This window comes from Pseudaminobacter salicylatoxidans, from assembly GCF_003148475.1.
GTDB lineage: Bacteria > Pseudomonadota > Alphaproteobacteria > Rhizobiales > Rhizobiaceae > Pseudaminobacter > Pseudaminobacter salicylatoxidans.
This window is the reverse complement of sequence record NZ_QGGG01000002.1, coordinates 132,645-154,238: the sequence shown is the minus strand read 5'-3', so window position 1 is coordinate 154,238 and position 21,594 is coordinate 132,645. Positions and strand designations below refer to the sequence as shown.

17 protein-coding genes are annotated in these 21,594 nt (G+C 62.0%); 6 read left to right on the top strand and 11 right to left on the bottom strand.

Going from position 1 to position 21,594, the window contains the following annotated elements; all coding sequences use genetic code 11:
• The first annotated feature begins 68 nt into the window (after positions 1 to 68).
• Positions 69 to 1,382 carry a 30S ribosomal protein S12 methylthiotransferase RimO gene (gene rimO / locus C7441_RS03355; protein WP_109611707.1) on the top strand — a complete coding sequence of 438 codons (1,314 nt, stop codon included), beginning with the start codon at positions 69 to 71 and terminating at the stop codon, positions 1,380 to 1,382.
• 206 nt (positions 1,383 to 1,588) lie between these two features.
• Here the strand turns inward: rimO and C7441_RS03350 are convergent, their stop codons facing one another.
• The 6 genes from C7441_RS03350 to pcsA form a co-directional block, all read right to left on the bottom strand.
• The gene (locus C7441_RS03350; protein ID WP_019171113.1) at positions 1,589 to 2,659 is read right to left on the bottom strand and encodes a BMP family ABC transporter substrate-binding protein; all 1,071 of its coding nucleotides are present in this window, start codon (positions 2,657 to 2,659) and stop codon (positions 1,589 to 1,591) included.
• A 51-nt stretch (positions 2,660 to 2,710) separates the two neighbouring features.
• Complete coding sequence (locus C7441_RS03345) at positions 2,711 to 3,631, bottom strand: ABC transporter permease (RefSeq protein ID WP_210205604.1); 921 nt, start codon at positions 3,629 to 3,631, stop codon at positions 2,711 to 2,713.
• A complete protein-coding gene (locus tag C7441_RS03340; RefSeq protein WP_019171115.1) occupies positions 3,618 to 4,718 on the bottom strand; it encodes an ABC transporter permease in 1,101 nt (366 codons plus the stop codon). The genes C7441_RS03345 and C7441_RS03340 overlap by 14 nt, the downstream gene beginning before the upstream one ends.
• A complete protein-coding gene (locus C7441_RS03335; protein ID WP_109611705.1) occupies positions 4,718 to 6,289 on the bottom strand; it encodes an ABC transporter ATP-binding protein in 1,572 nt (523 codons plus the stop codon). The genes C7441_RS03340 and C7441_RS03335 overlap by 1 nt, the downstream gene beginning before the upstream one ends.
• 100 nt (positions 6,290 to 6,389) lie before the next feature.
• Positions 6,390 to 7,367, bottom strand: a complete 978-nt coding sequence (locus C7441_RS03330) for a quinone oxidoreductase family protein (RefSeq protein ID WP_109611704.1) — start codon at positions 7,365 to 7,367, stop codon at positions 6,390 to 6,392.
• 3 nt (positions 7,368 to 7,370) lie between these two features.
• The gene (gene pcsA, locus C7441_RS03325; protein ID WP_244916051.1) at positions 7,371 to 8,108 is read right to left on the bottom strand and encodes a phosphatidylcholine synthase; all 738 of its coding nucleotides are present in this window, start codon (positions 8,106 to 8,108) and stop codon (positions 7,371 to 7,373) included.
• Positions 8,109 to 8,604: 496 nt separating this feature from the next.
• Here pcsA and C7441_RS03320 point away from each other — a divergent pair, with 496 nt between their 5' ends.
• Positions 8,605 to 9,831 (top strand): UbiH/UbiF family hydroxylase, encoded by a 1,227-nt coding sequence (locus tag C7441_RS03320; protein WP_109611702.1) that lies wholly within the window; start codon positions 8,605 to 8,607, stop codon positions 9,829 to 9,831.
• 4 nt (positions 9,832 to 9,835) lie between these two features.
• On the opposite strand, the gene C7441_RS03315 is transcribed toward C7441_RS03320, so the two are convergent.
• On the bottom strand, positions 9,836 to 10,798 hold the full coding sequence (locus C7441_RS03315) for an AEC family transporter (RefSeq protein WP_109611701.1): 963 nt from the start codon (positions 10,796 to 10,798) through the stop codon (positions 9,836 to 9,838).
• Positions 10,799 to 10,997: 199 nt separating this feature from the next.
• Here C7441_RS03315 and hspQ point away from each other — a divergent pair, with 199 nt between their 5' ends.
• Positions 10,998 to 11,321, top strand: a complete 324-nt coding sequence (gene hspQ / locus C7441_RS03310) for a heat shock protein HspQ (RefSeq protein ID WP_019171123.1) — start codon at positions 10,998 to 11,000, stop codon at positions 11,319 to 11,321.
• A 68-nt stretch (positions 11,322 to 11,389) separates the two neighbouring features.
• On the opposite strand, the gene C7441_RS03305 is transcribed toward hspQ, so the two are convergent.
• Entirely contained in the window at positions 11,390 to 12,010 is a 621-nt protein-coding gene (locus C7441_RS03305; protein ID WP_019171124.1) for an invasion associated locus B family protein, read from the bottom strand.
• 236 nt (positions 12,011 to 12,246) lie between these two features.
• On the opposite strand from C7441_RS03305, the gene C7441_RS03300 reads away from it, so the two are divergent.
• Together C7441_RS03300 and C7441_RS03295 are read left to right on the top strand one after the other, a co-directional pair.
• Entirely contained in the window at positions 12,247 to 14,067 is a 1,821-nt protein-coding gene (locus C7441_RS03300) for an extracellular solute-binding protein (protein WP_109611700.1), read from the top strand.
• A 19-nt stretch (positions 14,068 to 14,086) separates the two neighbouring features.
• A complete protein-coding gene (locus tag C7441_RS03295) occupies positions 14,087 to 14,770 on the top strand; it encodes a DsbA family oxidoreductase (RefSeq protein ID WP_109611699.1) in 684 nt (227 codons plus the stop codon).
• Between the two features lie 61 nt (positions 14,771 to 14,831).
• Here C7441_RS03295 and mfd read toward each other — a convergent pair whose 3' ends face one another.
• Both mfd and C7441_RS03285 read right to left on the bottom strand, forming a co-directional pair.
• Positions 14,832 to 18,332, bottom strand: coding sequence for a transcription-repair coupling factor (gene mfd, locus C7441_RS03290; RefSeq protein ID WP_109611698.1), 3,501 nt, complete (start codon positions 18,330 to 18,332; stop codon positions 14,832 to 14,834).
• Positions 18,329 to 18,622, bottom strand: a complete 294-nt coding sequence (locus C7441_RS03285) for an FAD assembly factor SdhE (protein ID WP_026060177.1) — start codon at positions 18,620 to 18,622, stop codon at positions 18,329 to 18,331. Before C7441_RS03285 ends, mfd begins: the two co-directional genes overlap by 4 nt.
• A 93-nt stretch (positions 18,623 to 18,715) precedes the next feature.
• Between C7441_RS03285 and recG the strand changes: the two genes are divergently transcribed.
• Entirely contained in the window at positions 18,716 to 20,824 is a 2,109-nt protein-coding gene (gene recG, locus C7441_RS03280) for an ATP-dependent DNA helicase RecG (RefSeq protein WP_109611697.1), read from the top strand.
• Here the strand turns inward: recG and C7441_RS03275 are convergent.
• Positions 20,776 to 21,537, bottom strand: coding sequence for a DUF502 domain-containing protein (locus C7441_RS03275; RefSeq protein WP_109611696.1), 762 nt, complete (start codon positions 21,535 to 21,537; stop codon positions 20,776 to 20,778). The two genes, recG and C7441_RS03275, sit on opposite strands and share 49 nt — an antisense overlap.
• Positions 21,538 to 21,594 lie beyond the last annotated feature (57 nt).

Sequence of the window (21,594 nt, the reverse complement as noted above, 5' to 3'; positions counted from 1 at the left end):
AACCATCGCCGAATATCGGTAGACCAATCGCCGGCACGACGCCGGCGATTTCAATTTGGAACCTGAGTATGTCCGCGCCCCGCGTCAGTTTTGTCAGCCTTGGCTGCCCGAAAGCCCTTGTCGATTCCGAACGGATCATCACGCGTCTCCGCGCCGAAGGCTATGAGATCGCCCGCAAGCATGACGGTGCAGATCTGGTCGTCGTCAATACTTGCGGCTTTCTGGATTCGGCCCGGGACGAGTCGCTGGACGCCATCGGCACAGCGATGAAGGAAAACGGCAAGGTCATCGTAACCGGCTGTATGGGCGCGACGCCGGAACTGATCCGCGAAAAGCATCCCAACGTGCTCGCCATCACCGGCCCGCAAGCCTATGAAAGCGTCATGGCTGCCGTGCATGAAGCGGCGCCGCCCGCGCATGACCCGTTTGTCGATCTGCTGCCGCCGCAGGGCGTCAAGCTCACGCCGCGCCACTATGCCTATCTCAAGATTTCCGAAGGCTGCAACAACCGCTGCACCTTCTGCATCATCCCTGCCCTGCGCGGCGATCTCGTCTCGCGCCCGGCGGGCGACGTGCTGCGCGAGGCGGAAAAACTCGCCAAGGCCGGCGTGAAGGAAATCCTTGTCATTTCCCAGGATACCAGCGCCTATGGCGTGGACATCAAGTACCAGACCAGCCTGTTCCAGGAACGCGAGGTGCGCGCCAAATTCCTCGATCTGGCGCAGGAGCTCGGCGAACTCGGCGTGTGGGTGCGCATGCATTATGTCTACCCCTACCCGCACGTTGCCGATGTGATCCCCTTGATGGCGGAAGGCAAGATACTTCCCTATCTCGACATCCCCTTCCAGCACGCCTCGCCGCAGGTGCTGAAGAACATGCGCCGGCCCGCCCATGGCGAAAAGACGCTCGACCGTATCCGCGGCTGGCGCGAGATCTGTCCTGACCTTGCCATCCGCTCAACCTTCATCGTCGGATTCCCCGGCGAGACGGAGGAAGATTTCGAAATGCTTCTCGATTGGCTGGACGAAGCGAAGATCGACCGCGCGGGCTGCTTCAAATACGAGCCGGTCGGTGGCGCGCGCTCCAACGACCTCGGTCTGGAGCAGGTGCCGGAGGAGATCAAGGAGGCGCGCTGGCACCGCTTCATGCAGCGCCAGCAGAAGATTTCGGCCGCGCAGCAGCAGAAGAAGGTCGGCAAGCGCCTGCAGGTGATCGTCGACGAGGCCAATGGCCTGTCGGCGAAGGGTCGCACGAAATATGACGCACCGGAAATCGACGGCTCGGTGCATATCCAGTCGCGCCGCCCGCTGCGTACCGGCGACATCGTCACCGTCAAGATTGAGCAGACCGACGCTTACGACCTCTACGGCATAGCGGTCTAAGACGCGGAAACAGCGGACGTTCTGACGAACGCGTCGCTGCCCCAGCTTGGTTTCCTGGCCGCATGTATGCGACGCCAGACGATTCCGTCCGGCTGCAAAAATGCTCTACCCCTCATCTCATTCCAATCCGGGCCAATCCGGGCCAATCCGGGCATGAAAAAGGGCGCCTTCGCGGCGCCCTTTCCTGTTCGGAATCGTGCCGGCGCTTACTGCGGCAGCTTGTCGTCCACGCCCTTGACGTAGAAGTTGAGGCCGAGCAGCGTGCCGTTGTCGGCCACTTCGCCGGGCTTCAGCCACTCGCTGCCGTCCTGCTTGAAGATCGGGCCGGTGTAGGGGTTGAACTCGCCCGACGTGATCTTGGCGGTGATTTCCTCGGCAGCCTTCTTGGCGTCGTCGGGCATGTTGGTGAACGGCGCCATCACGACGTTGCCTTCCTTCATGCCGTCCCAGACGTCATGCTGCTGCCAGGTGCCGTCGATCACGGCCTTGACGCGCTTGACGTAGTACGGACCCCAATCATCGACGATTGCGGTGAGCTGGGTTTCCGGGCCGAACTTGATCATGTCGGTGGCCTGGCCGAAGGCCTTCACGCCGCGCTCGGTGGCAACCTGCATCGGCGCGGTGGAATCGGTGTGCTGGGTGATGACGTCGACGCCCTGGTCGATCAGCGCCTTGGCGGCGTCGGCTTCCTTGCCGGCGTCATACCAGGTGTTGGCCCACACGACCTTGACCTTGAAGTCCGGATTCACCGACTGCGCGCCAAGCATGAAAGCATTGATGCCCAGCACGACTTCCGGGATCGGGAAGGAGGCGATGTAGCCGGCAACGCCGGTCTTCGACACCTTGGCAGCGATCACGCCCTGCACGTAGCGCCCTTCATGGAACTTCGAATTGTAGGTCGCGACGTTCGGGTGCTCACGCTTGTAGCCGGTAGCGTGCTCGAACTTCACGTCGGGGAAGCGTCCGGCAACCTTGTTCGTCGCATCCATGAAGCCGAAGGAGGTCGCGAAGATGATGTTGCAGCCCGAACGTGCGAAGCGCTCCAGGGCGCGCTCGGCGTCGGCACCTTCCGGAACGCTTTCGAGATAGGCCGTTTCGACCTGATCGCCGAGTTCCTTCTGCACTTCCAGCAGGCCCTGGTGGTGCTGGTACGAGTAGCCGAAGTCGCCGATGGGGCCGACATAGATCCAGCAGGCCTTGACCTTGGCTTCGGCGGCCAGCGTGCCGAACGCCATCACTGCGGCTGCCGTGGCAAACGACAGAATGGTTTTTTTCATGGAGTTGATCCTCTCAATGGTTGCCCGGGGGCCCTTATCCCGTCTTTTGTTTTAGCGATCTGGCACAAACGGCCGCCCCAGTGAAGCCGGTGTGTTTACCATTGTCAGTCGCCGGTTGCCCGAGATTAGTACAAGAACGACAACTGTCGCCAGATAGGGAAGCGACGAAAGCAATTGCGACGGCACGCCTATGCCCAGTGCCTGCGCGTGGAGCTGGCCGATGGTGACGGCGCCGAACAGATAAGCTCCAGCCAGGACCCGCCACGGCCGCCAGGACGCGAACACAACCAGCGCCAACGCGATCCAACCGCGGCCCGCCGTCATGTTCTCGACCCACTGCGGGGTGTAGACGATGGAAAGATAGCCACCGGCCAATCCCGCACATGCACCACCGAACATCACCGCCAGATAGCGGATGAGAATGACGTTGATGCCGAGGGCGTGGGCGGAAGCATGGTTGTCGCCGACGGAACGAAGCGTAAGGCCCGCGCGTGTGCGGAAGAGAAAATAACCAACGCTCCCGGTGAGCAGCAGCGAGAGGTAGAAGATCGGATCCTGCCCGAACAGGAACTTGCCGACCAGCGGCAGGTCCGTCAGCACCGGAATGTAGATGCTGCCGAGCTTCACACCGGGGAGGCCGACGAAGCTCTCGCCGAGCATGCCCGAAACACCGAGGCCGAGCAGGGTGAGCGCAAGGCCGGTCGCGACCTGATTGGTCACCAGCGTCAGCGTCAGGAATGCGAAAAGCAGCGAAAACAGCGCACCCACCAATATCGCGGCAAGGAAACCGAGCCAGGGCGAACCGCTGATGAGCGCGACACCGAAGCCGGTCACGGCCCCCATCACCATCATGCCCTCTACGCCAAGGTTGAGAACGCCAGAGCGCTCGACCACCAGTTCGCCGATTGCGGCGATCAGCAGCGGTGTCGCGGCCGTGGCGATCGTGATGAGAATGGCTTCAAGCATTCCCATGGGATGCCTCCAGCTTGCGCGAGCCGGTCGCGACAAAACGAATGCGGTAGTGGATCAGCGTGTCGGCGCCGAGCACGAAAAACAGCAGCAGACCCTGGAAGGCACGCGCGACCTTGTCGGAGACGCCGATGGAAATCTGTGCCGCCTCACCGCCGAGATAGGAGAGCGCCAGAACCAGACCGGCTGCGACGATGCCGAGTGGATTGAGCCGACCGAGGAAGGCAACGATGATCGCCGTGAAGCCGTAGCCGGGAGAGATTGTCGGCCGCAACTGGCCAATCGCGCCGGAGACTTCGGAGATACCGGCAAGCCCGGCAAGCGCGCCTGAAACGACGAAGGCGAAGAACACCATCTTCGCGGAGGAGAAGCCCGCGAAGCGCCCTGCCCTGGGGCTCTGCCCGAGCACCTTGACCTCGTAACCGCGCAGGGTCTTCGACAGCATGAACCACACCGCCACCGCTGCCACGAGCGCGAAGATAAATCCCCAATGCGCCCTGCCCGACGACGCCCAGATTTCCGGCAGGATCGCATATTCATGGAAGTTCCGCGTTTCCGGGAAATTCATGCCCTGCGGGTTGCGCCAGGGGCCGCGCACCATCCAGTCGAGGAACAGTTGCGCCACATAGACCAGCATGAGGCTGGTCAGGATTTCATTGGTGTTGAAGCGCGTCTTCAGCAATGCCGGCACGGCCGCATAAGCCGCACCGCCGGCCATGCCCATGATCAGCATCAGCGGCAGGACGACCCATGACTGGAAATCGGGATACATCACCGGCAGGATCGAGCCCGCCACAGCGCCCATGATGAACTGGCCTTCGGCGCCGATATTCCAGTTGTTGGACAGAAAGCAGACCGAAAGCCCGATCGCGATGAGGATGAGCGGCGCGGCCTTCACCGCCAGTTCGTGCAGCGACCAGACCTCGCGCAGCGGATCGATGAAGTAATAATACAAGGCATCGAGCGGATTCTTGCCCAGCAGCGAAAACATGATCGCACCTGCAACGAGGGTCAACGCCAGCGCGATGAACGGCGACAAGGCGCTGAAAAGCGCCGAGCGTTGCGGCCTCTTGACGAGTTCGATGCGCATCAGGCCGGCTCCCTGGAATGTTCGACATGGCCTGGTTCGGCGCCGCCCATGAGCAGGCCGATCTTCTCCAGCGTGGCCTCGGCGATCGGAATCGGCCGGGACAGCATGCCATTGTGCATGACTGCTATCGCATCCGAAATTTCGAACAGTTCGTCCAGGTCCTGGCTGATGACGAGGACGGCGGAACCGCTACGGGCAAGCTCGATCAGGGCCTGACGGATATGGGCTGCAGCACCGGCATCCACGCCCCAGGTCGGCTGGTTGATGACCATGACCGCCGGCCGCCGGTCGAGCTCTCGCCCGACGATGAATTTTTGCAGGTTGCCGCCTGAAAGGGAGGCAGCCTCAGGATCGGGTGCGCTCTTGCGAACGTCCATCTCCTCGATCACGCGTTGCGATGCCGTCGATATGGCGTGCTTGCGCACCACCCCCGCGACACCAAGAAATGCCTTCCTGTCGGTGGCATGCCGCGACAGCAGCATGTTTTCCGACAATGTCATGCGCGGTGCCGCGCCATGACCCAGCCGCTCTTCGGGCACGAAAGCCGCGCCCAGGAGACGCCTTCCGGTGATGGACAGGCGACCTGCGTCCTTGCCGCGAATGCGCACCGAACCGGCATCGGCCTGCTGGACCTCGCCTGAAACAGCCTCGAAAAACTCACCCTGCCCGTTTCCGGCAACGCCAGCAATGCCGATGATCTCGCCGGCCCTGACATCCAGGCTGATGTCGCGCAGCGGGATCGAGAACGGTGTTGCAGGCGCCCGCGACAGCTTACGCACCTCAAGCAGCGCCGCCTGGTTGTTCGCGTCTTCGACCGGCGGACGAACCACGGCCTGCACCTCGCTGCCGACCATCATGCGCGCAAGCGATGCCGCGGTTTCCTGGCGCGGATCGCAATGATCGACGACCTTGCCGTGACGCAGCACGGTGGCGCGGTCGCAGATGCGTTTAACCTCTTCCAGCCGGTGCGAAATGTAGAGGATCGACTTGCCCTCCGCCCGCAGCCGTTCCAATGTTTCGAACAGCTTGTCGGCTTCCTGCGGCGTCAGAACCGCCGTGGGCTCGTCGAGAATGATGAGCTCGGGCGCCTGCAGCAGGCAGCGGATGATCTCGATGCGCTGGCGCTCGCCCACGGACAGGTCGCCGACCAGCGAATGCGGATCGAGCGGCAGCCCGTAGGAGTAGGACAACGCCTTGGCCTTGGCCGCAATCGTTGAGATCGGCGTCTTGTCGTCCAGCGAAAGGGCAATGTTTTCCGCTGCGCTCAGTGCATCGAAGAGCGAAAAATGCTGGAAGACCATGCCGATGCCCAGCTTGCGGGCAATGTGCGGATTGGAAATCCGCACCGGCTGTCCGTTCCAGAGGATTTCACCGGCATTCGGCTCCAGCGTGCCGAACAGCATCTTAACGAGCGTGGATTTACCCGCGCCGTTCTCACCGAGCAGCGCGTGAATCTCTCCCTTACCGATTGTCAAGTCGATATGGTCGCAGGCCTTCAGCGTGCCAAAGATTTTCGTCAGCCCGCGAACCTCGAGGAGGTTGGCGTCGGACGTCTCAGGAGGAGTCGCCACGGATTTCCCATTGCTGCGTTTTTATGTTCCCGCCACTATCGTAAGCATATCGTTCTGACAACGCAAAACCATGCTTCAGCTTGAAAGAGCTTCAAGAATTTCAGGGGATAAGAATGGTCGTTCCGGTGGTTTTGCGCCCTTCCAGATCGCGATGGGCCTGCGCGACCTCGCCGAGGGGATAACGCTGGTTGATCTGGACCGTGACGACGCTTCTGGAAACCACGTCGAAAAGCGCGTTTGCCGAGGCTTCGAGGTCTTCACGCCTGCTCGTATAGGTGAACAGGGTCGGCCGCGTAGCGTAGAGCGAGCCCTTCTGCGACAGAAGCGCCATGTTGAATGGCGGGATCGGGCCCGACGACTGGCCAAAGCTCACAAACATGCCGCGCGGACGCAGGCAATCGAGAGAACCGGGGAAGGTGTCCTTGCCGACCGAATCGTAGACGACATCGCACAGCTTGCCGCCAGTGATTTCGCGGACCCGCTCGACGAAATCCTGCTGGCGATAGTTGATGACGTGGTCGAATCCATGCGCCGTCGCCAACGCAATCTTCTCCGCCGAACCCGCCGTGCCGATGACGGTCGCGCCCAGATGTCTGGCCCATTGCCCCAGAATGAGGCCGACCCCGCCCGCTGCGGCATGATAGAGGACGGTGTGGCCGGGCTTCACCTCGAAGGTTCGGCGCAACAGATATTCAGCGGTCATGCCTTTCAGCATCATGGCCGCTGCCTGCTCATCGCTCACGCTTGCGGGAATCCGGACCAACCTGTCGGCTGCCACCACGCGTTCCTGGCAGTAAGCGCCGAAAGGCGTCACGTAGGCGACGCGGTCCCCCTCCCGCAGCCAGTCGACGCCTGCCCCGGTTTCGAGCACCACGCCGGCCGCTTCGCCGCCGGGCACGATCGGCAGGCCGTTCGGCGCGGGGTAAAGGCCGCTACGATAATAGGTATCGAGGAAATTCAGGCCGATCGCGGTGTGACGCACCAGCACCTGCCCTTCGCCCGGTCGACCGGGATCGACATCCTCGTAGGTCAGGACTTCAGGGCCGCCATGGGTGTGGACGCGAACGGCTTTTGACACGACTCAAACCTTTCTGGCGCCGAGATTGGGGAAGATTTGCATGACGCCGCCGATGAAGAAGAGGTAGACGCCGGTCACGGCGATGCCGATCTTCACCAATTCGTGGGCTTCCATCGCCTGTACGAGCGCAATCGCTCCAAAGGCGCACCATGCGAGGAAAACGGACAGGTTTATCTCTCGCAACCGCTTCACACGCACCGGATGCAGGAAGCTCATCGGCACGAAGGTCATGATCGCCGCAATCACGACAACAGCAAAGGAAACGAGTTCGCCCGGTTGTATGACGAACAGCGTGAACACGATCATGTTCCACACCACCGGGAACCCCTTGAAGAAGTTCTCCTTCGTCTTCATGCCGGTGTCAGCGTAGTAGATCGCGCTGGAAACGACGATGAGCGCCGCCGACAGGAACGACAGGCCATCGCCCATGAAACCGCGCTGGTAGAGCGCGAAGGCCGGTATCAGCACGTAGGTGACGTAGTCGATGATGTTGTCGAGCAACTCGCCCGACCATGTCGGCAGCACGTCCTTGACCTCGAGCTTGCGCGCGATCGGACCGTCGATGCCATCGACAAAGAGCGCCAGCCCCAGCCACCAGAACATCGCCGTCCAGCGCTGCTCGCTTGCCGCCACGAGTGACAGGAAGGCGAGGAAGGAGCCGGACGCGGTCAGCAAATGGACCGAAAAGGCCTTCGCTTGCGGCCAGGTTACTTTCTTGCGTTTCACGGGCTTGGGTATCACGGGCCTCGCCAGTCCAGTTTGCAGATTTTAGCCGAGCGGCCTGCGAATTTCCGGCGCCGGCCGCAGGCGGACCTGCTCATGCCGGATCGTGCTGTCACCATTTCCGGCGCGATCCGGAAGCCGCTAAGGGGTTCGTCATCGTCGATCGATGGACGGTTGTGAAATCCCTGCTTGCTGCCCTACCCTCATCGGCCATGGAATGTCCCTCTTCCCTGGTCAGGTTGAACTTACTAGACGCCCAAGCATCCATACAAGCGGTATCGCATCGGCAACCCACGTTGAAAAATGCTTTGTTCCCTGTTTTTCGCCCGGCGTAAACAGCGCGGACTGGTCATCCAGAACAAATTCATGATGCCAGGGCATGGGCGGCGGCGGCGTCAGTCCGGCCGCAATGGGCGCAAAAGCCGCGTTGATCAACCGCAGGGCCCGGACCTATATGAAGATTCAGGTGCCTGGCTTCGCGCCCGGCCTGCTGGATTGCTGATGAGGGTTTGCCATGGAGCCTGCTGGAACTGTCGATGTCATAGTTGCGGGAACCGGTCCTGCCGGGCTTACCGCCGCGCTGGCGGCGGCACATGCGGGGTTTTCCGTGCATCTCATAGGTCCGGGCGTCAACGACGCGGATCGCCGGACCACCGCATTGATGGCCCCTGCCCTCCATTTCTTGGAGTCGCTCGGCATTCTGGGAGAGCTCGAATCCGAGGCTGCGGCACTGCGCAGCATGCGCATCGTGGATGCGACCCGGAGGCTGATCCGCAGTCCGGTCGTCACATTCCACGCCAGCGAGATCGGCGAGCCTTTCTTCGGGCTGAATATCCCCAACCGTCACCTCAATGCCGTTCTTTGGCGGGCCGTGGCGGGTCATCCGGGGATCGACTGGCATGAAACCTTCGTGGAGCGATGGGAACCGTCAACGGATCGCGTGCGCGCCATCCTGCCCGACGGCAAATCCCTGTCGGCGTCGCTTGCCATCGCCGCGGACGGCCGCTTGTCGCCCGCGCGGGAAGCCGCGGGCATTTCCACCTACACGCACCCCTATCCGCAGTCGGCGCTGGTGCTTAATTTCACGCACACTCGGCCGCACGGCTCCATTTCGACAGAGTTTCACACTGAAACGGGGCCGTTCACGCAGGTGCCTTTGCCGGGGGACCGCTCCAGCCTCGTATGGGTCGTCCGGCCGGAAACCGCAGATGAATTGATGACGCTGGACGACGCGGCGCTGTCGCGACGCGCCGAAGAACGCATGCAGTCGATGCTCGGCCGCGTTACCGTGGAGCCGGGGCGTCAAATCTATCCGCTTTCAGCCACCTTGCCGCGCCGCTTTGCAAAGGACCGCATCGCGCTCGTGGGCGAGGCCGCTCACGTCTTCCCGCCAATTGGCGCGCAGGGACTCAATCTGGGCGTGCGCGACATTCAGCAACTGGTGGAGATCGCCTCGCAGCATCGCTCCGATCCCGGCAGCGCATGCGCACTGGCTGCCTATGACAGGAGCCGCCGGCCGGATATCCTCGCCCGCACGGGCGCGGTCGGGCTGCTCAATCAATCCTTGCTGTCGAACCTGTTGCCTGCTCAGATTCTACGCAGCGCCGGACTCAGCGTTCTCGGCGGCTTCGCACCCCTGCGTGCCTTGTTCATGCGTGAAGGATTGAAGCCGGGCAGCGGGCTCGCCGCACTCGGCGCCACACTCCGCGCAGGACTTGAGCCCCGCGCAAGAACCTATTGATTGTTCAGGGAAACAGGTCTGCCGGCAAGATTCCGGATTTGATCATATAGAGCAACCCCGTCACCGTGCCCACGGAAAGGCATGTCGTGACGAGGATGCTTGCCGAGGCTCTCTCCACCCAGACGTGATATTGCTGGGCAATCACGAAGACATTTGTGGCGGTGGGCAATGCAGCAAGCAGGACGGCCGAAAAAAGCCAGACGTCGGAAAAATTCCCGACCCAGCTCAGCACGAAATAGCAAAGCAGCGGATGCACCACGAGCTTGAGGGCTGCCAAAGGCGCCATCTCCCTGGGCATCCGCCTCAACGGTCGCAATGCCAGCGTCACTCCCATGGCAAACAGCGCGCAAGGTGCCGCCGCCTGCGCCAGATAATCCAGCAAGCGCTCCAGCGGCACCGGTGGCCGGAGCTGGACGTAAGCCGCCGCCACCCCGGCTGCAGTGGCAATGATGAACGGGTGCAGGACTATTTTCTTCAAAACCCCGAACGCAAGCTGCAGCGGTGGTCTTTTTTCGCCTCCCGAAAGCGCCATCATCATCGGCGCCACCGCGAAGTGGACGATATTTTCAAAGCAGAAGATCAAAGCCACCGGAACGGCAGCTTCTTCGCCGAAGGCAAGCAGCGCCAATCCGGGGCCCATATAGCCGATATTGCCGTAGGAGGCCGCCAGTCCCTTGATCGTCGCTTCGGCGATAGCGCCGCGCTCAGCCAGCAGAGAGCCGGCGAACATCAGCGAAAACACGACGTAGGTGGAAAAAACGGAGCCGAAAATGTAGCTCCACTCCGTGAGTTTCTCCACCGGTGTCCTGGCCAGAAGCTGAAAGAACAGCGCCGGCAGGGCGACATAGACGATGAATGTGTTCATCCAGCCAAGCGCTTCCAGCGGCTGGCGATATAAGCGGGCGACGATACAGCCCACGAGGATCAGCCCGAAAAAGGGCATGACCAGTCCGAACACATCCGACATTGAGGTTTCCGCACTTCGAGATTGCGGCATGGGCTAACGCGTTGCCGCCGAAAGCGTCAAGCGAGATGGGATTGAATTGTAGAGCGTACTGCGCCAAATAGCCGTTATGTATGGGACTTCCAGATCGTCAAACATCCGGTCAAGACCATGAGAAGTCTTGGATTTTGGCGGCAGGGCAGGATTTGCAGACGTGACTGAGATGAAGACGGCGAAATTTGCAATCGGCCAGGTGGTACGTCACCGCCTGTTCCCTTTCAGAGGCGTCGTGTTCGATGTCGATCCGGAGTTCAACAATACCGAGGAATGGTACGATGCCATCCCTCCCGAAGTGCGGCCGCGCAGGGATCAGCCTTTTTACCATCTGCTCGCCGAAAACGACGAGACGGAATATATCGCCTATGTCTCGGAACAGAATCTGGTCGCGGACCAGTCCGGCGAGCCGATACGCCATCCGCAGCTGCGCGAAATGTTCGACACCACGGCTGATGGCGATTATGCGCTCAAGCACCATGCGCGGCACTGATTTCGCCGCAGGCAGGCAAATAAAAAGCGGGGCTGAACCCCGCTTTTTTCATGAGATCGGCGCTGAGATCAGTTCGCCGCCTTCGCCTTGTCCTGCTCTTCCTTGAGCTTCTTGGCGAAGTCCTCGTTGTTCTTGGTCACGAACTCCTGCAGCTTCTTCTGGCGGTCTTCCAGATCCGACTGCTGCAGCGCCGGGCCGTCAAACGCGCCGGTGAAACCCTGCAGCGAAACCTTGACCGGGTTTTGCTGGTTCTGGAAGTTGACGGAGGTCAGCGTCAGTTCCGAGCCCTTCTTGAAGGACGAGACGAGCTGATCGGTCATCGGAGCTTCGGCAACGCAACGATCCGGGAAGCAGATCACATAGTCGAGCTTCTGGGCCTTGCCGCCGTCGATCTGGAGACCGATGCCGGGAGGCACGAGGCGACCGCTCGGCACCGTGACCTGGAAGACCTTGCGATTGATCTTGCCCTTGAGTTCGATCAGGCTGATACCGGTAACGAGCTGGCCGGAAGCTGCCGTGGCGATGTTCTGCACATTGCAGATGTCCACGTCTTCCTGCTTCGAGCAAGCCTTGAACCAGCCCTGCGGAAGTTGCTGCGCTGCAGCCGGCGCAAGACCAGCGGCGAGCATGCCGACCACGCCTGCGGCCATGACCGAAAGACGGGCAGTGTCGGTTTTCAAGCTCGTCATCTATCTCAATCCTCTCAAATGATTCCGGGACCGGCTTGCGGCACCATCGCCCCGCTACCTGTTGGGTAATTGAGGCAACAGCATGACTTTCGCCGGCGTGTTACACCGCTCTGCGTCATGAATCCAGCCCCGTTTGCGCTGATTATGAGTATGCATCCCCAGCAAGCTCACAATAGTGCCGTCATGTTAGAATCAATGTCGAATCAAATGAAATGGTTAAGTCAGGAGCGCTGTTGATGCGCCGCATATTTCTTTCGCTCTGCACGGGGGCGGCCATCCTGTCGGGCGGTGTGGGCGCAGCGAACGCGCAACCCGAACATGCGATCTCCATGCAGGGCGAACCGGCGCTCCGGGACGGATTTCGCAATTTCCCTTATGCAAATCCCGATGCTCCCAAGGGCGGCAGCGTCACCTATTGCGTGGTCGGCAGCTTCGACAACCTCAATCCGTTCATCATCAAGAGCTTGCGCACCACCGCGCGTGGGATGATCGACACCATCTACGGCAATCTGGTGTTCGAACCGCTGATGCAGCGCAGTGCTGACGAACCATTTTCGCTTTACGGCCTGCTCGCCGAATCAATCGACATCACGCCCGACCGCCGCGTGGCGGAATTCCACCTCAACCCCAACGCGAAATGGTCGGATGGCGAACCTGTCACGGCCGACGACGTGTTGTTCACCTATGACGTCTACACGGAGAAAGGCCGGCCCCCTTACAGCGATCGCATGAAGAAGATCGCCGGACTCGAAAAAACCGGCGAGCACAGCGTGCGCTTCACCTTCAACGAGCTTGCGGATCGGGAGTTTCCGCTCATCATCGCGATGACGCCGATCATCCCCAAGCATGGCTTCGATAAGGAAACCTTCGATCAGACCACGCTGAAACCTTTGATCGGCAGCGGTCCCTATCGCGTGGCGCAAGTGGTGCCGGGCCAGCGCATCGTTTTCGAGCGCAACAAGGACTATTGGGCGAAGGACCTGCCCTCCAAACGCGGCTTCGACAATTTCGATCGCATCACGATCGAATATTTCCTCAACGCCAATTCCCAGTTCGAGGCGTTCAAGAAAGGGCTGTGCGCGGTCTATGAGGAGGCCGATCCGGTCAAGCGCGAGCGCAATCTCGATTTTCCGGCGGTACGCGAAGGCAAGGTCAAGAACGAAATTTTCGAAAGCGGCCTGCCGCCGGTGGTCAGCGGCTTCCTGTTCAACACACGCTTGCCAAAATTCTCGGACGTGCGCGTGCGCCGGGCGCTGGCAATGCTCTATGACTTCGAATGGGCCAACAAGAACCTGTTCAACGGCCAGTTCAAGCGGACCGCCAGCTACTGGCAGAACTCCGAGCTATCCGCGCTTGGCCGCCCCGCCAGCGCAAAGGAACGCGACCTGCTCGCACCCTTTCCCGGCAAGGTGATGCCGGAAGTGATGGACGGCACCTACAAACCGGCCGAAACTGACGGTTCAGGCCATGACCGCGCACCGCTGAAAGCCGCGCTCGACCTGTTCAACAAGGCCGGCTACCGGATCGAGAGCGGCAAGATGCTCGACCCGCGGGGGCAGCCTTTCGGCTTCGAGATCCTGACCGCGTCGCAGAGCGAGGAGCGCCTTGCCGCACTTTACCAGCGCACACTTGCGAAACTCGGCATCACCGTCACCATCCGCGCGCTGGAAGCCGATCAGATACAGATGCGCAAGCAGCGCTTCGACTTCGAGGCATTGATCGGCAGCACCGGCTTTCTCGGCACGCTGTCTCCGGGCATAGAGCTGACCTTCCGCTGGGGGTCGGAATCGGCCAATATCGAAGGTTCCTTCAATCTCGCCGGCGCGTCAGACCCCGCTATCGACGCCATGATCGAGGCGATGCTGAACGCCCGGGACAAGGAATCCTACGTCGCCGCCGTGCGTGCGCTCGACCGGCTGCTCATCTCCGGCGCCTATATCGTGCCCATGCAATATGACAACCGGCAGTATGTTTCCTACTGGAATTACCTCGCCCACCCGGACAAGACACCTATATTCGGGTATCAACTCCCTACCTGGTGGCACAAGCCGGACTGACCGGCAGGAAGGATTTCCGATGGATACGGCCGTGCAAACCCTCCACATCGACGTGGTGTCCGATGTAGTTTGCCCGTGGTGCTTCATCGGGCAAAAGCGGCTCGATCGGGCGATCGCGGCGGTGCCCGAGGTGGACGTGGAAATACACTGGCGGCCCTTCCAGCTCGATCCGACCATTCCGTTGGAAGGCAGGGACCGGAAGGAATATATGCTGTCGAAGTTCGGCAGTGTGGAGAAGCTGCACGAAATCCATGCGCGCATCGAATCTTTGGGGGCGGCCGAAGGCATCGATTTCGACTTCGACGCCATCACCGTTTCACCCAACACGCTGGACGCCCACCGCGTCCTGCGCTGGGCTGCCGCCAATGGCGCGCAAGTACAGGGACGTCTCGCCCGCCGTCTGTTCCAGCTCTATTTCGAAGAAGGCAAAAACATCGGCGACCATGCGGTGCTGATCGAGGCGGCGCGCGAGGCCGGCATCGATGCGCCGGTGGTGGAGGCGATGCTTGCCACAGACGCCGACCGCGATGAGGTGCTGGACGAAGCCGCAACCGCCTCGCGCATGGGCATCACCGGTGTTCCCTGCTTCCTGTTCGAGAGCAAATATGCCGTGATGGGCGCACAGGACACCGACACTCTGGCCGATGCCATCCGGCAGATTGCCGCCGCCAAGGCGCGTGGCGAACTGGAGACGGCTCGATAGAGAGGCTCCTGCCTCCCACAAAGTGGGGACATGGGGTTTCCAAGGCGGGAAGCCCCTGCCCTCAAGCTGCCTTTTCGACCAGCCGTGCGAGTTGAGTCATCACCACGGCCGAGCCGGCGAGGCGCTTTTCGGCGCTCGGCCAGTCGCGCATGAACACCACCGAATGATCGGCCCTGATCTTGGCCAGGGAGCCCTGCTCGCCAATGAATTTCACCAGCCCCGCCGGATTTGAAAATTCGCGCTTGCGGAAATGGATGACCACGCCCTTCGGCCCCGCGTCGAGCTTTTCCACATTGGCCTTGCGGCAGAGAGCCTTGATGAAGACGATCTTGAGCAGGTGCTGGACCTCTTCCGGCAGCGGCCCGAAGCGGTCGATGAGTTCTGCGGCGAAGGCGTCGATCTCCTCCGGTGAATCCAGATCGGCCAGTCGGCGATAGAGCGCGAGCCTGAGTTGCAGATCCGGCACATAGCCTTCCGGGATCATCACCGCCGTGCCGATGGTGATCTGCGGTGACCAGCCGCCATCCAGCGCTTCGCCATCGCCCTTGATCTCGGCTACCGCCTCCTCCAGCATTTGCTGATAGAGCTCGAAGCCGACTTCCTTGATATGACCCGACTGTTCCTCGCCAAGCAGGTTGCCGGCGCCGCGAATATCGAGGTCGTGGCTGGCAAGCTGGAAGCCCGCGCCCAGCGTGTCGAGCGACTGCATCACCTTCAGCCGCCGGTCGGCGGTGTCGGTGAGCTTCTTGTTGGCCGGCAGCGTGAACAGCGCATAGGCGCGCAGCTTGGAGCGCCCCACGCGGCCGCGCAGTTGGTAGAGCTGCGCCAGACCGAACATATCGGCGCGATGCACGATCATGGTGTTGGCGGTCGGGATGTCGAGACCGGATTCGACGATGGTCGTCGACAGCAGCACATCGTACTGGCCGTCATAGAAGGCGTTCATGATGTCGTCCAGCTCACCCGCCGGCATCTGGCCGTGGGCAGTAGCTATCTTCAACTCCGGCACGGATTCTTCGAGGAACTGCCGTATGTCCGCGAGGTCGGAAATGCGCGGCACGACATAGAAACTCTGGCCGCCGCGATAGCGTTCGCGCAGAAGCGTCTCGCGGATAACCAGCGGATCGAAGGGCGAAATGAAGGTGCGTACGGTCATGCGATCGACCGGCGGCGTGGCGATGAGCGAAAGCTCGCGCACGCCGGTAAGCGCAAGTTGCAGCGTGCGAGGGATGGGCGTCGCCGAGAGCGTCAGCACGTGTACGTCCGACTTCAGCTCCTTCAGCCGCTCCTTGTGCTTCACGCCAAAATGCTGCTCCTCGTCGATGATGAGCAGACCAAGGTTCTTGAAGGTGATGGAGGAGCCCAGCAATGCATGGGTGCCGACCACGATGTCCACCGTGCCTTCGGCGATCGCCTTCTTGGTTTCGGCGAGTTCCTTTGGGCCGACCATGCGCGAGGCCTGACGCACCACCACCGGCAGTCCTGCGAAGCGTTGCGCGAAGGTCTTGAAATGCTGGCGGGCAAGCAGCGTGGTGGGCACCACGACCGCCACCTGAAAGCCCTCCATCGCCGCAAGGAAAGCGGCGCGCAAGGCTACCTCGGTCTTGCCGAAACCAACGTCCCCGCAGACAAGACGATCCATCGGCTTTCCGGCCGAAAGATCGTCCATGACGGAATCGATGGCGCGCTGCTGGTCATCCGTTTCTTCATAGGGAAAACGGGCTGCGAACTCGCCATAAACACCATCCGGCGGGCTGACGATGGGGGCGCTGCGCATCTGGCGCTCGGCTGCCAGCTTGATGAGTTGGCCTGCCATGTCGAGCAGGCGGCGCTTCAGCTTGGCCTTCCGCGCCTGCCAAGCCCCGCCGCCGAGCTTGTCGAGCGTGGCTTCGGCCGAGTCGGAGCCGTAGCGCGACAAAAGCTCGATGTTTTCGACCGGCAGGAACAGGCGGTCATCGCCGGCATAATGGATTTCGAGGCAGTCATGCGGCGCGCCGGCCGCCTCGATGGTGCGCAGGCCCACGAAACGGCCGATGCCGTGATCGGCATGGACAACGATGTCGCCGGCGGAAAGTGCCGCGGCTTCGGCGATGAAATCGGAAGCGCGCTTGCGCTTCTTGGAGCGTCGCACGAGGCGGTCGCCCAGAATGTCCTGTTCGGCGACGACCACGAGATCGTCGGTCTCGAAACCGGCTTCCAGCGGGAGCACGGCGAGGCCCGCCTGCCCGACGCCGAGCTTCTCCACCTCGGCCAGCGTCGCCACGGACTTGAGATTGCCAAGATGATGCTCGGTCAGAATCTGCGTCAGGCGGTCGAGCGAGCCTTCCGTCCAGCCGGCAATCACCACGCGCCGCTTGGCTGCACGCAAATCGCCAATATATTTCACGACCTCCTCGAACACGTTGATGTTCGGATCTGCCCGCTCCAGCTCGAAGCCGCGCGCGGGCCTGGAACCGGCGTGCAGCAGCTTGCGGCCGCTGGTGTCGGGCGTGTCGAAGGGCGTGAATTCCACCGCCATGCGGTCGGCGACGGCGGCCGCTACATCGTCCGGCGAAAGATACATCTCAGCCGGCGGGACCGGCTTGTAAGGCACCGCCTCCTTCAGCGCGCCGGACGTGGCCGGATGGCGGCGCGCTTCGTAATAGTCGAGGATCAGCGTGTGGCGTTCGCCCAGTGCTTCACGCGCCAGATGGTCGAATATGACTGGCGTGTCGGGCAGATAATCGAAGATCGTTTCCAGCCGTTCGTAGTAGAAGGGCAGCCAGTGCTCCATGCCGGCAAAGCGGCGCCCTTCCGTGACGGCCGCGTAAAGCCCATCGTCGCGCGAAGGTGCTCCGAACTCTTCGATATATTTGCGGCGGAAGCGGCTGATGGCTTCCGGGCTCAGCGCCACCTCGCTCATGGCCTGCATCGTCAGGGCGTTGCGCTGGCCGGTGGTGCGCTGGGTGGCGACATCGAAAGCGCGGATCGATTCCAGCGTGTCGCCGAAGAAGTCGAGCCGCAGCGCCTCGTCCGCGCCGGGCGCGAACAGGTCGAGAATGCCGCCGCGCACCGCGAATTCGCCCACCTCGCGTACGGTCGCGACGCGGTCGAAGCCGGAATTCTCCAGCCGCGAGATCAGCGCGTTCATGTCGATCTGGTTGCCCGGCCGGGCATGAAATGTCTGTGCTTCGATGGCCGAGGCAGGCGGCATGCGCTGCAGCAGCGCGTTTGCCGTGGTGAGGATGACGGCGCGGTGCGGCTGCCTGGCGAGCGAAGCCATGGCCGCCATCGCATCGAGGCGGCGGGCCGCGGCGTCGGCACCGGGTGAAACACGGTCATAGGGAAGGCAGTCCCATGCCGGAAACTCCAGCACCGGCAGGTCGGGCGCGGCAAAGGCGAGCGCGTCGATGATGGCCGGCAGGCGCTGGCCGTCACGCGCGACAAAGATGAGAGGGCCGTCAGGTGCGGTTTCGAGCGCGGCCGTCACCAGCGCGAAAGCCTCGTAGCCATCGGCCACGCCGTCCACGATGAATTGGCCGGTGCCGTTCTTGGGCAGGCCGATTTTCCTGATAAGGCTCATATGTTGAAGCTCATCGACTGACGCTGTGCCAGTATCTTGCGGTAGATTGCGGTGTCGTGTGCATCAGGAACTGGGCGATCGCCGGTGAACCATGCCAGGAGATCGGCGTCCTGCACCTCCAGCAGATGTTCATATTCGTCGAGTTCCGCATCGGTCAGGTCGTGGATCAGAGCGTCCGCGAAAGTGCCCAGAATCAGGTCCATCTCGCGGATGCCACGGTGCCAGGAGCGGAACAGCAGCTTGCGCCGTCGCGTGTCCAGTCCTTCGCTCGATCGCGTCGTGCCCGTCATATTGTGCATCCCGATTGTTTTGCGGCGCATATAGCGTGGATGACGCGGCCTGTCAGCCTTGCGTATGGTCGCGGGGTGCATAAGCTGACAGCCATGCGCCCTTCCCTGCTTGATCCGCTGTTCGTACCCATCACCTCGCTTGCCGGCGTGGGGCCGAAGATTGCCGAATTGATCGCGCGTGTCGTGCCTGCCGATCTTGGCGACCGGCCTGCACGGGCGGGCGATCTCATCTTCACGTTGCCGAATTCCGTGATCGACCGGCGCAATCGTCCCGAGATCGCGCAGGCACCGGGAGGTGCCATCGTGACGCTCGAGGTTACGGTCGATCGGCACCAGCCGCCGCCGCGCGGCAACAGGTCCGTTCCCTATCGCGTCTACGCCTTCGACGATACCGGCGAGATCGCGCTGACCTTCTTTCACGCCAACGCCGCATGGCTGGAGCGTTCCTTGCCGGTCGGTGAGAAGGTCATCGTCAGCGGCCGCATGGAATGGTTCAACGGCCGCCCCAGCATGGTGCATCCGGACCACATCACCCGCGCGGACGAGGCGGAGAGCCTGCCGCTTCTGGAGCCGGTCTATCCGCTTACTGCCGGGCTGTCACCGAAGACGCTGCGCCGCGCCATCTCGCAGGCGTTGGAACGCGTGCCGGCAATGCCTGAATGGCAGGACGCCGATGTGCTGCGCCGCCAGGCATTTCCATCCTTTCAGGATGCGCTGAGCCGCATCCACAATCCGGCCGATCCGCTCGATATATCGCCCGACAGTTCCGCATGGCGCAGGCTCGCCTATGACGAGTTCCTGGCCGGGCAAATTGCGCTGGCGCTGGTGCGCGCAACGGTGCGCAAGCTCTCCGGCAGGCCGCTTACCGGCGACGGCAAGCTGATCGCCGCGCTCAAGCGCGCCCTGCCCTATGACCTGACCGGCTCGCAGACACAGGCGCTGGCCGAGATCGACGCCGATTTGCAGAAGCCGGAGCGCATGTCGCGTTTGTTGCAGGGCGATGTCGGCTCAGGCAAGACCGTCGTGGCTCTGCTGGCCATGGCGCGCGCGGTCGAGGCCGGCGGCCAGGCGGCGCTTATGGCGCCGACCGAAATCCTTGCCCGCCAGCATTTTGCGTCCATTGCTCTGCTGGCGGAACAGGTCGGCCTGCGGATTGCGGTGCTCACCGGCCGCGAAAAAGGCCGCGAACGGGCCGACATCCTGGCTGGGCTGGAGAACGGCGGGATCGACATCGTCGTCGGCACCCACGCGCTCTTCCAGGAAACGGTGCGGTTCAGGGATTTGGCGCTTGCCGTGATCGACGAGCAGCACCGCTTTGGCGTGCATCAGCGATTGGCCATCACGGCGAAGGGCAATGCACCCGACATGCTGGTGATGACCGCAACCCCCATTCCCCGCACCCTGGTGCTCACGGCATTCGGCGACATGGACGTCTCGCGGCTGACCGAAAAGCCGGCCGGGCGGCAGCCGATCCGCACGATCAGCCTGCCCTTCGACCGGCTGGACGAACTGGTCGGGCGCATGCGCGATGCCGTGGCCAGCGGGCAGAAAGTCTACTGGATCTGTCCTCTGGTCGAGGAATCCGAGGAAGTCGAACTGATGTCGGCGGAGGAACGTTTCGCTTCGCTGAAACCTGTTTTCGATGACCGGATCGGCCTCGTCCATGGCCGCATGAAGGGCGCGGAAAAGGATGAAGCCATGCGCGCCTTCAAGGATGGGGAAACGCGCATCCTCGTCGCCACCACCGTCATCGAGGTGGGTGTCGATGTGCCGGACGCGACGATCATCGTCATCGAACATGCGGAGCGTTTCGGGCTGGCGCAGCTTCACCAATTGCGCGGGCGTGTCGGGCGCGGGTCCAAGGCTTCGAGCTGCGTTCTGCTCTACAAGGATCCCCTCGGCGAAACGGCAAAGCGCCGGCTTGCCGTCATGCGCGAGACCGAAGACGGCTTCCGCATCGCCGAGGAGGACCTGAAATTGCGTGGCGAAGGCGAGCTTCTGGGCACCCGGCAATCCGGCACGCCCGGCTTTCAGGTCGCGCGCATCGACGCGCATGCCGACCTCCTTGAGGTCGCTCGTGACGATGCGCGACTGCTGCTGACCCGCGATCCGGAGCTGAAGGGTCCGCGTGGCGATGCAATCCGCGTTCTGCTTTACCTGTTCGGGCGCGACGAGGCCGTGCGCTTGCTGCGTGCCGGTTGACCGGCCTCAGCGATGGTCGGGTTGCCGATCGTTTCGATGGCCGGAGCAATTTTACCGCTTTTGATCTTCGATTTTATCTCGGGCGCCACCAGACCGGCGGAGACGATGAGCTTGGCGCCGTCCTCGATGCTCATGTCGAGCACGACGATCTCCGACTTGCGCACATACATCAGGAAGCCGGTGGTCGGGTTCGGCGTACAGGGCATGAAGACCGCCATCAGCGGGTCTTCATCATCCTCATCGAGCTTTTCGTTGATTTCCGTGCGTTTTTCGCCGGCCACGAAAACGAGCGACCAGACGCCCTTGCGCGGATATTCCACAAGACCAACCGTGCGGAACATCTCGTTCTTGTTGGAGAGGACCGTTTCGAAAATCTGCTTGAGCGCGCGGTAGATGCCGCGCACCAGCGGCATGCGGTCCAGCACGCGCTCGCCTATCGAGATAATGCTGCGGCCGATGATGTTGGCGGTGAGGAAGCCGATCAGCGTGATCAGCACCAGCGCCACGATCAGCCCGAACCCCGGAACCCTCACCGACAGGTAGTTGTCGGGATTGTAGGTCGCGGGAATGTAAGGCTTCACCCACGAATCGACCCAGCCGATGAACGACCAGGCAATATAAGCGGTGATGGCCAGAGGCGCGCAGACGATGAAACCGGTGAGGAAATAATTCCTCAGCCGTGTCATCGCCGAGATTTTGAAAAGATCCGACATGCCTCACCCGCCGCGCGCTGTTTGCAGCGCAACATTAGAGAAGCATTATGACCTTTT

Bases quoted from the DNA above. Each gene is read 5' to 3' on its own strand.
- rimO (WP_109611707.1), top strand. From the start codon at position 69: ATGTCCGCGCCCCGCGTCAGTTTTGTCAGCCTTGGCTGCCCGAAAGCC.
- C7441_RS03350 (WP_019171113.1), bottom strand. From the start codon at position 2,659: ATGAAAAAAACCATTCTGTCGTTTGCCACGGCAGCCGCAGTGATGGCG.
- C7441_RS03345 (WP_210205604.1), bottom strand. From the start codon at position 3,631: ATGGGAATGCTTGAAGCCATTCTCATCACGATCGCCACGGCCGCGACA.
- C7441_RS03340 (WP_019171115.1), bottom strand. From the start codon at position 4,718: ATGCGCATCGAACTCGTCAAGAGGCCGCAACGCTCGGCGCTTTTCAGC.
- C7441_RS03320 (WP_109611702.1), top strand. From the start codon at position 8,605: ATGGAGCCTGCTGGAACTGTCGATGTCATAGTTGCGGGAACCGGTCCT.
- C7441_RS03315 (WP_109611701.1), bottom strand. From the start codon at position 10,798: ATGTCGGATGTGTTCGGACTGGTCATGCCCTTTTTCGGGCTGATCCTC.
- hspQ (WP_019171123.1), top strand. From the start codon at position 10,998: ATGAAGACGGCGAAATTTGCAATCGGCCAGGTGGTACGTCACCGCCTG.
- C7441_RS03305 (WP_019171124.1), bottom strand. From the start codon at position 12,010: ATGACGAGCTTGAAAACCGACACTGCCCGTCTTTCGGTCATGGCCGCA.
- C7441_RS03300 (WP_109611700.1), top strand. From the start codon at position 12,247: ATGCGCCGCATATTTCTTTCGCTCTGCACGGGGGCGGCCATCCTGTCG.
- C7441_RS03295 (WP_109611699.1), top strand. From the start codon at position 14,087: ATGGATACGGCCGTGCAAACCCTCCACATCGACGTGGTGTCCGATGTA.
- mfd (WP_109611698.1), bottom strand. From the start codon at position 18,332: ATGAGCCTTATCAGGAAAATCGGCCTGCCCAAGAACGGCACCGGCCAA.
- C7441_RS03285 (WP_026060177.1), bottom strand. From the start codon at position 18,622: ATGACGGGCACGACGCGATCGAGCGAAGGACTGGACACGCGACGGCGC.
- recG (WP_109611697.1), top strand. From the start codon at position 18,716: ATGCGCCCTTCCCTGCTTGATCCGCTGTTCGTACCCATCACCTCGCTT.
- C7441_RS03275 (WP_109611696.1), bottom strand. From the start codon at position 21,537: ATGTCGGATCTTTTCAAAATCTCGGCGATGACACGGCTGAGGAATTAT.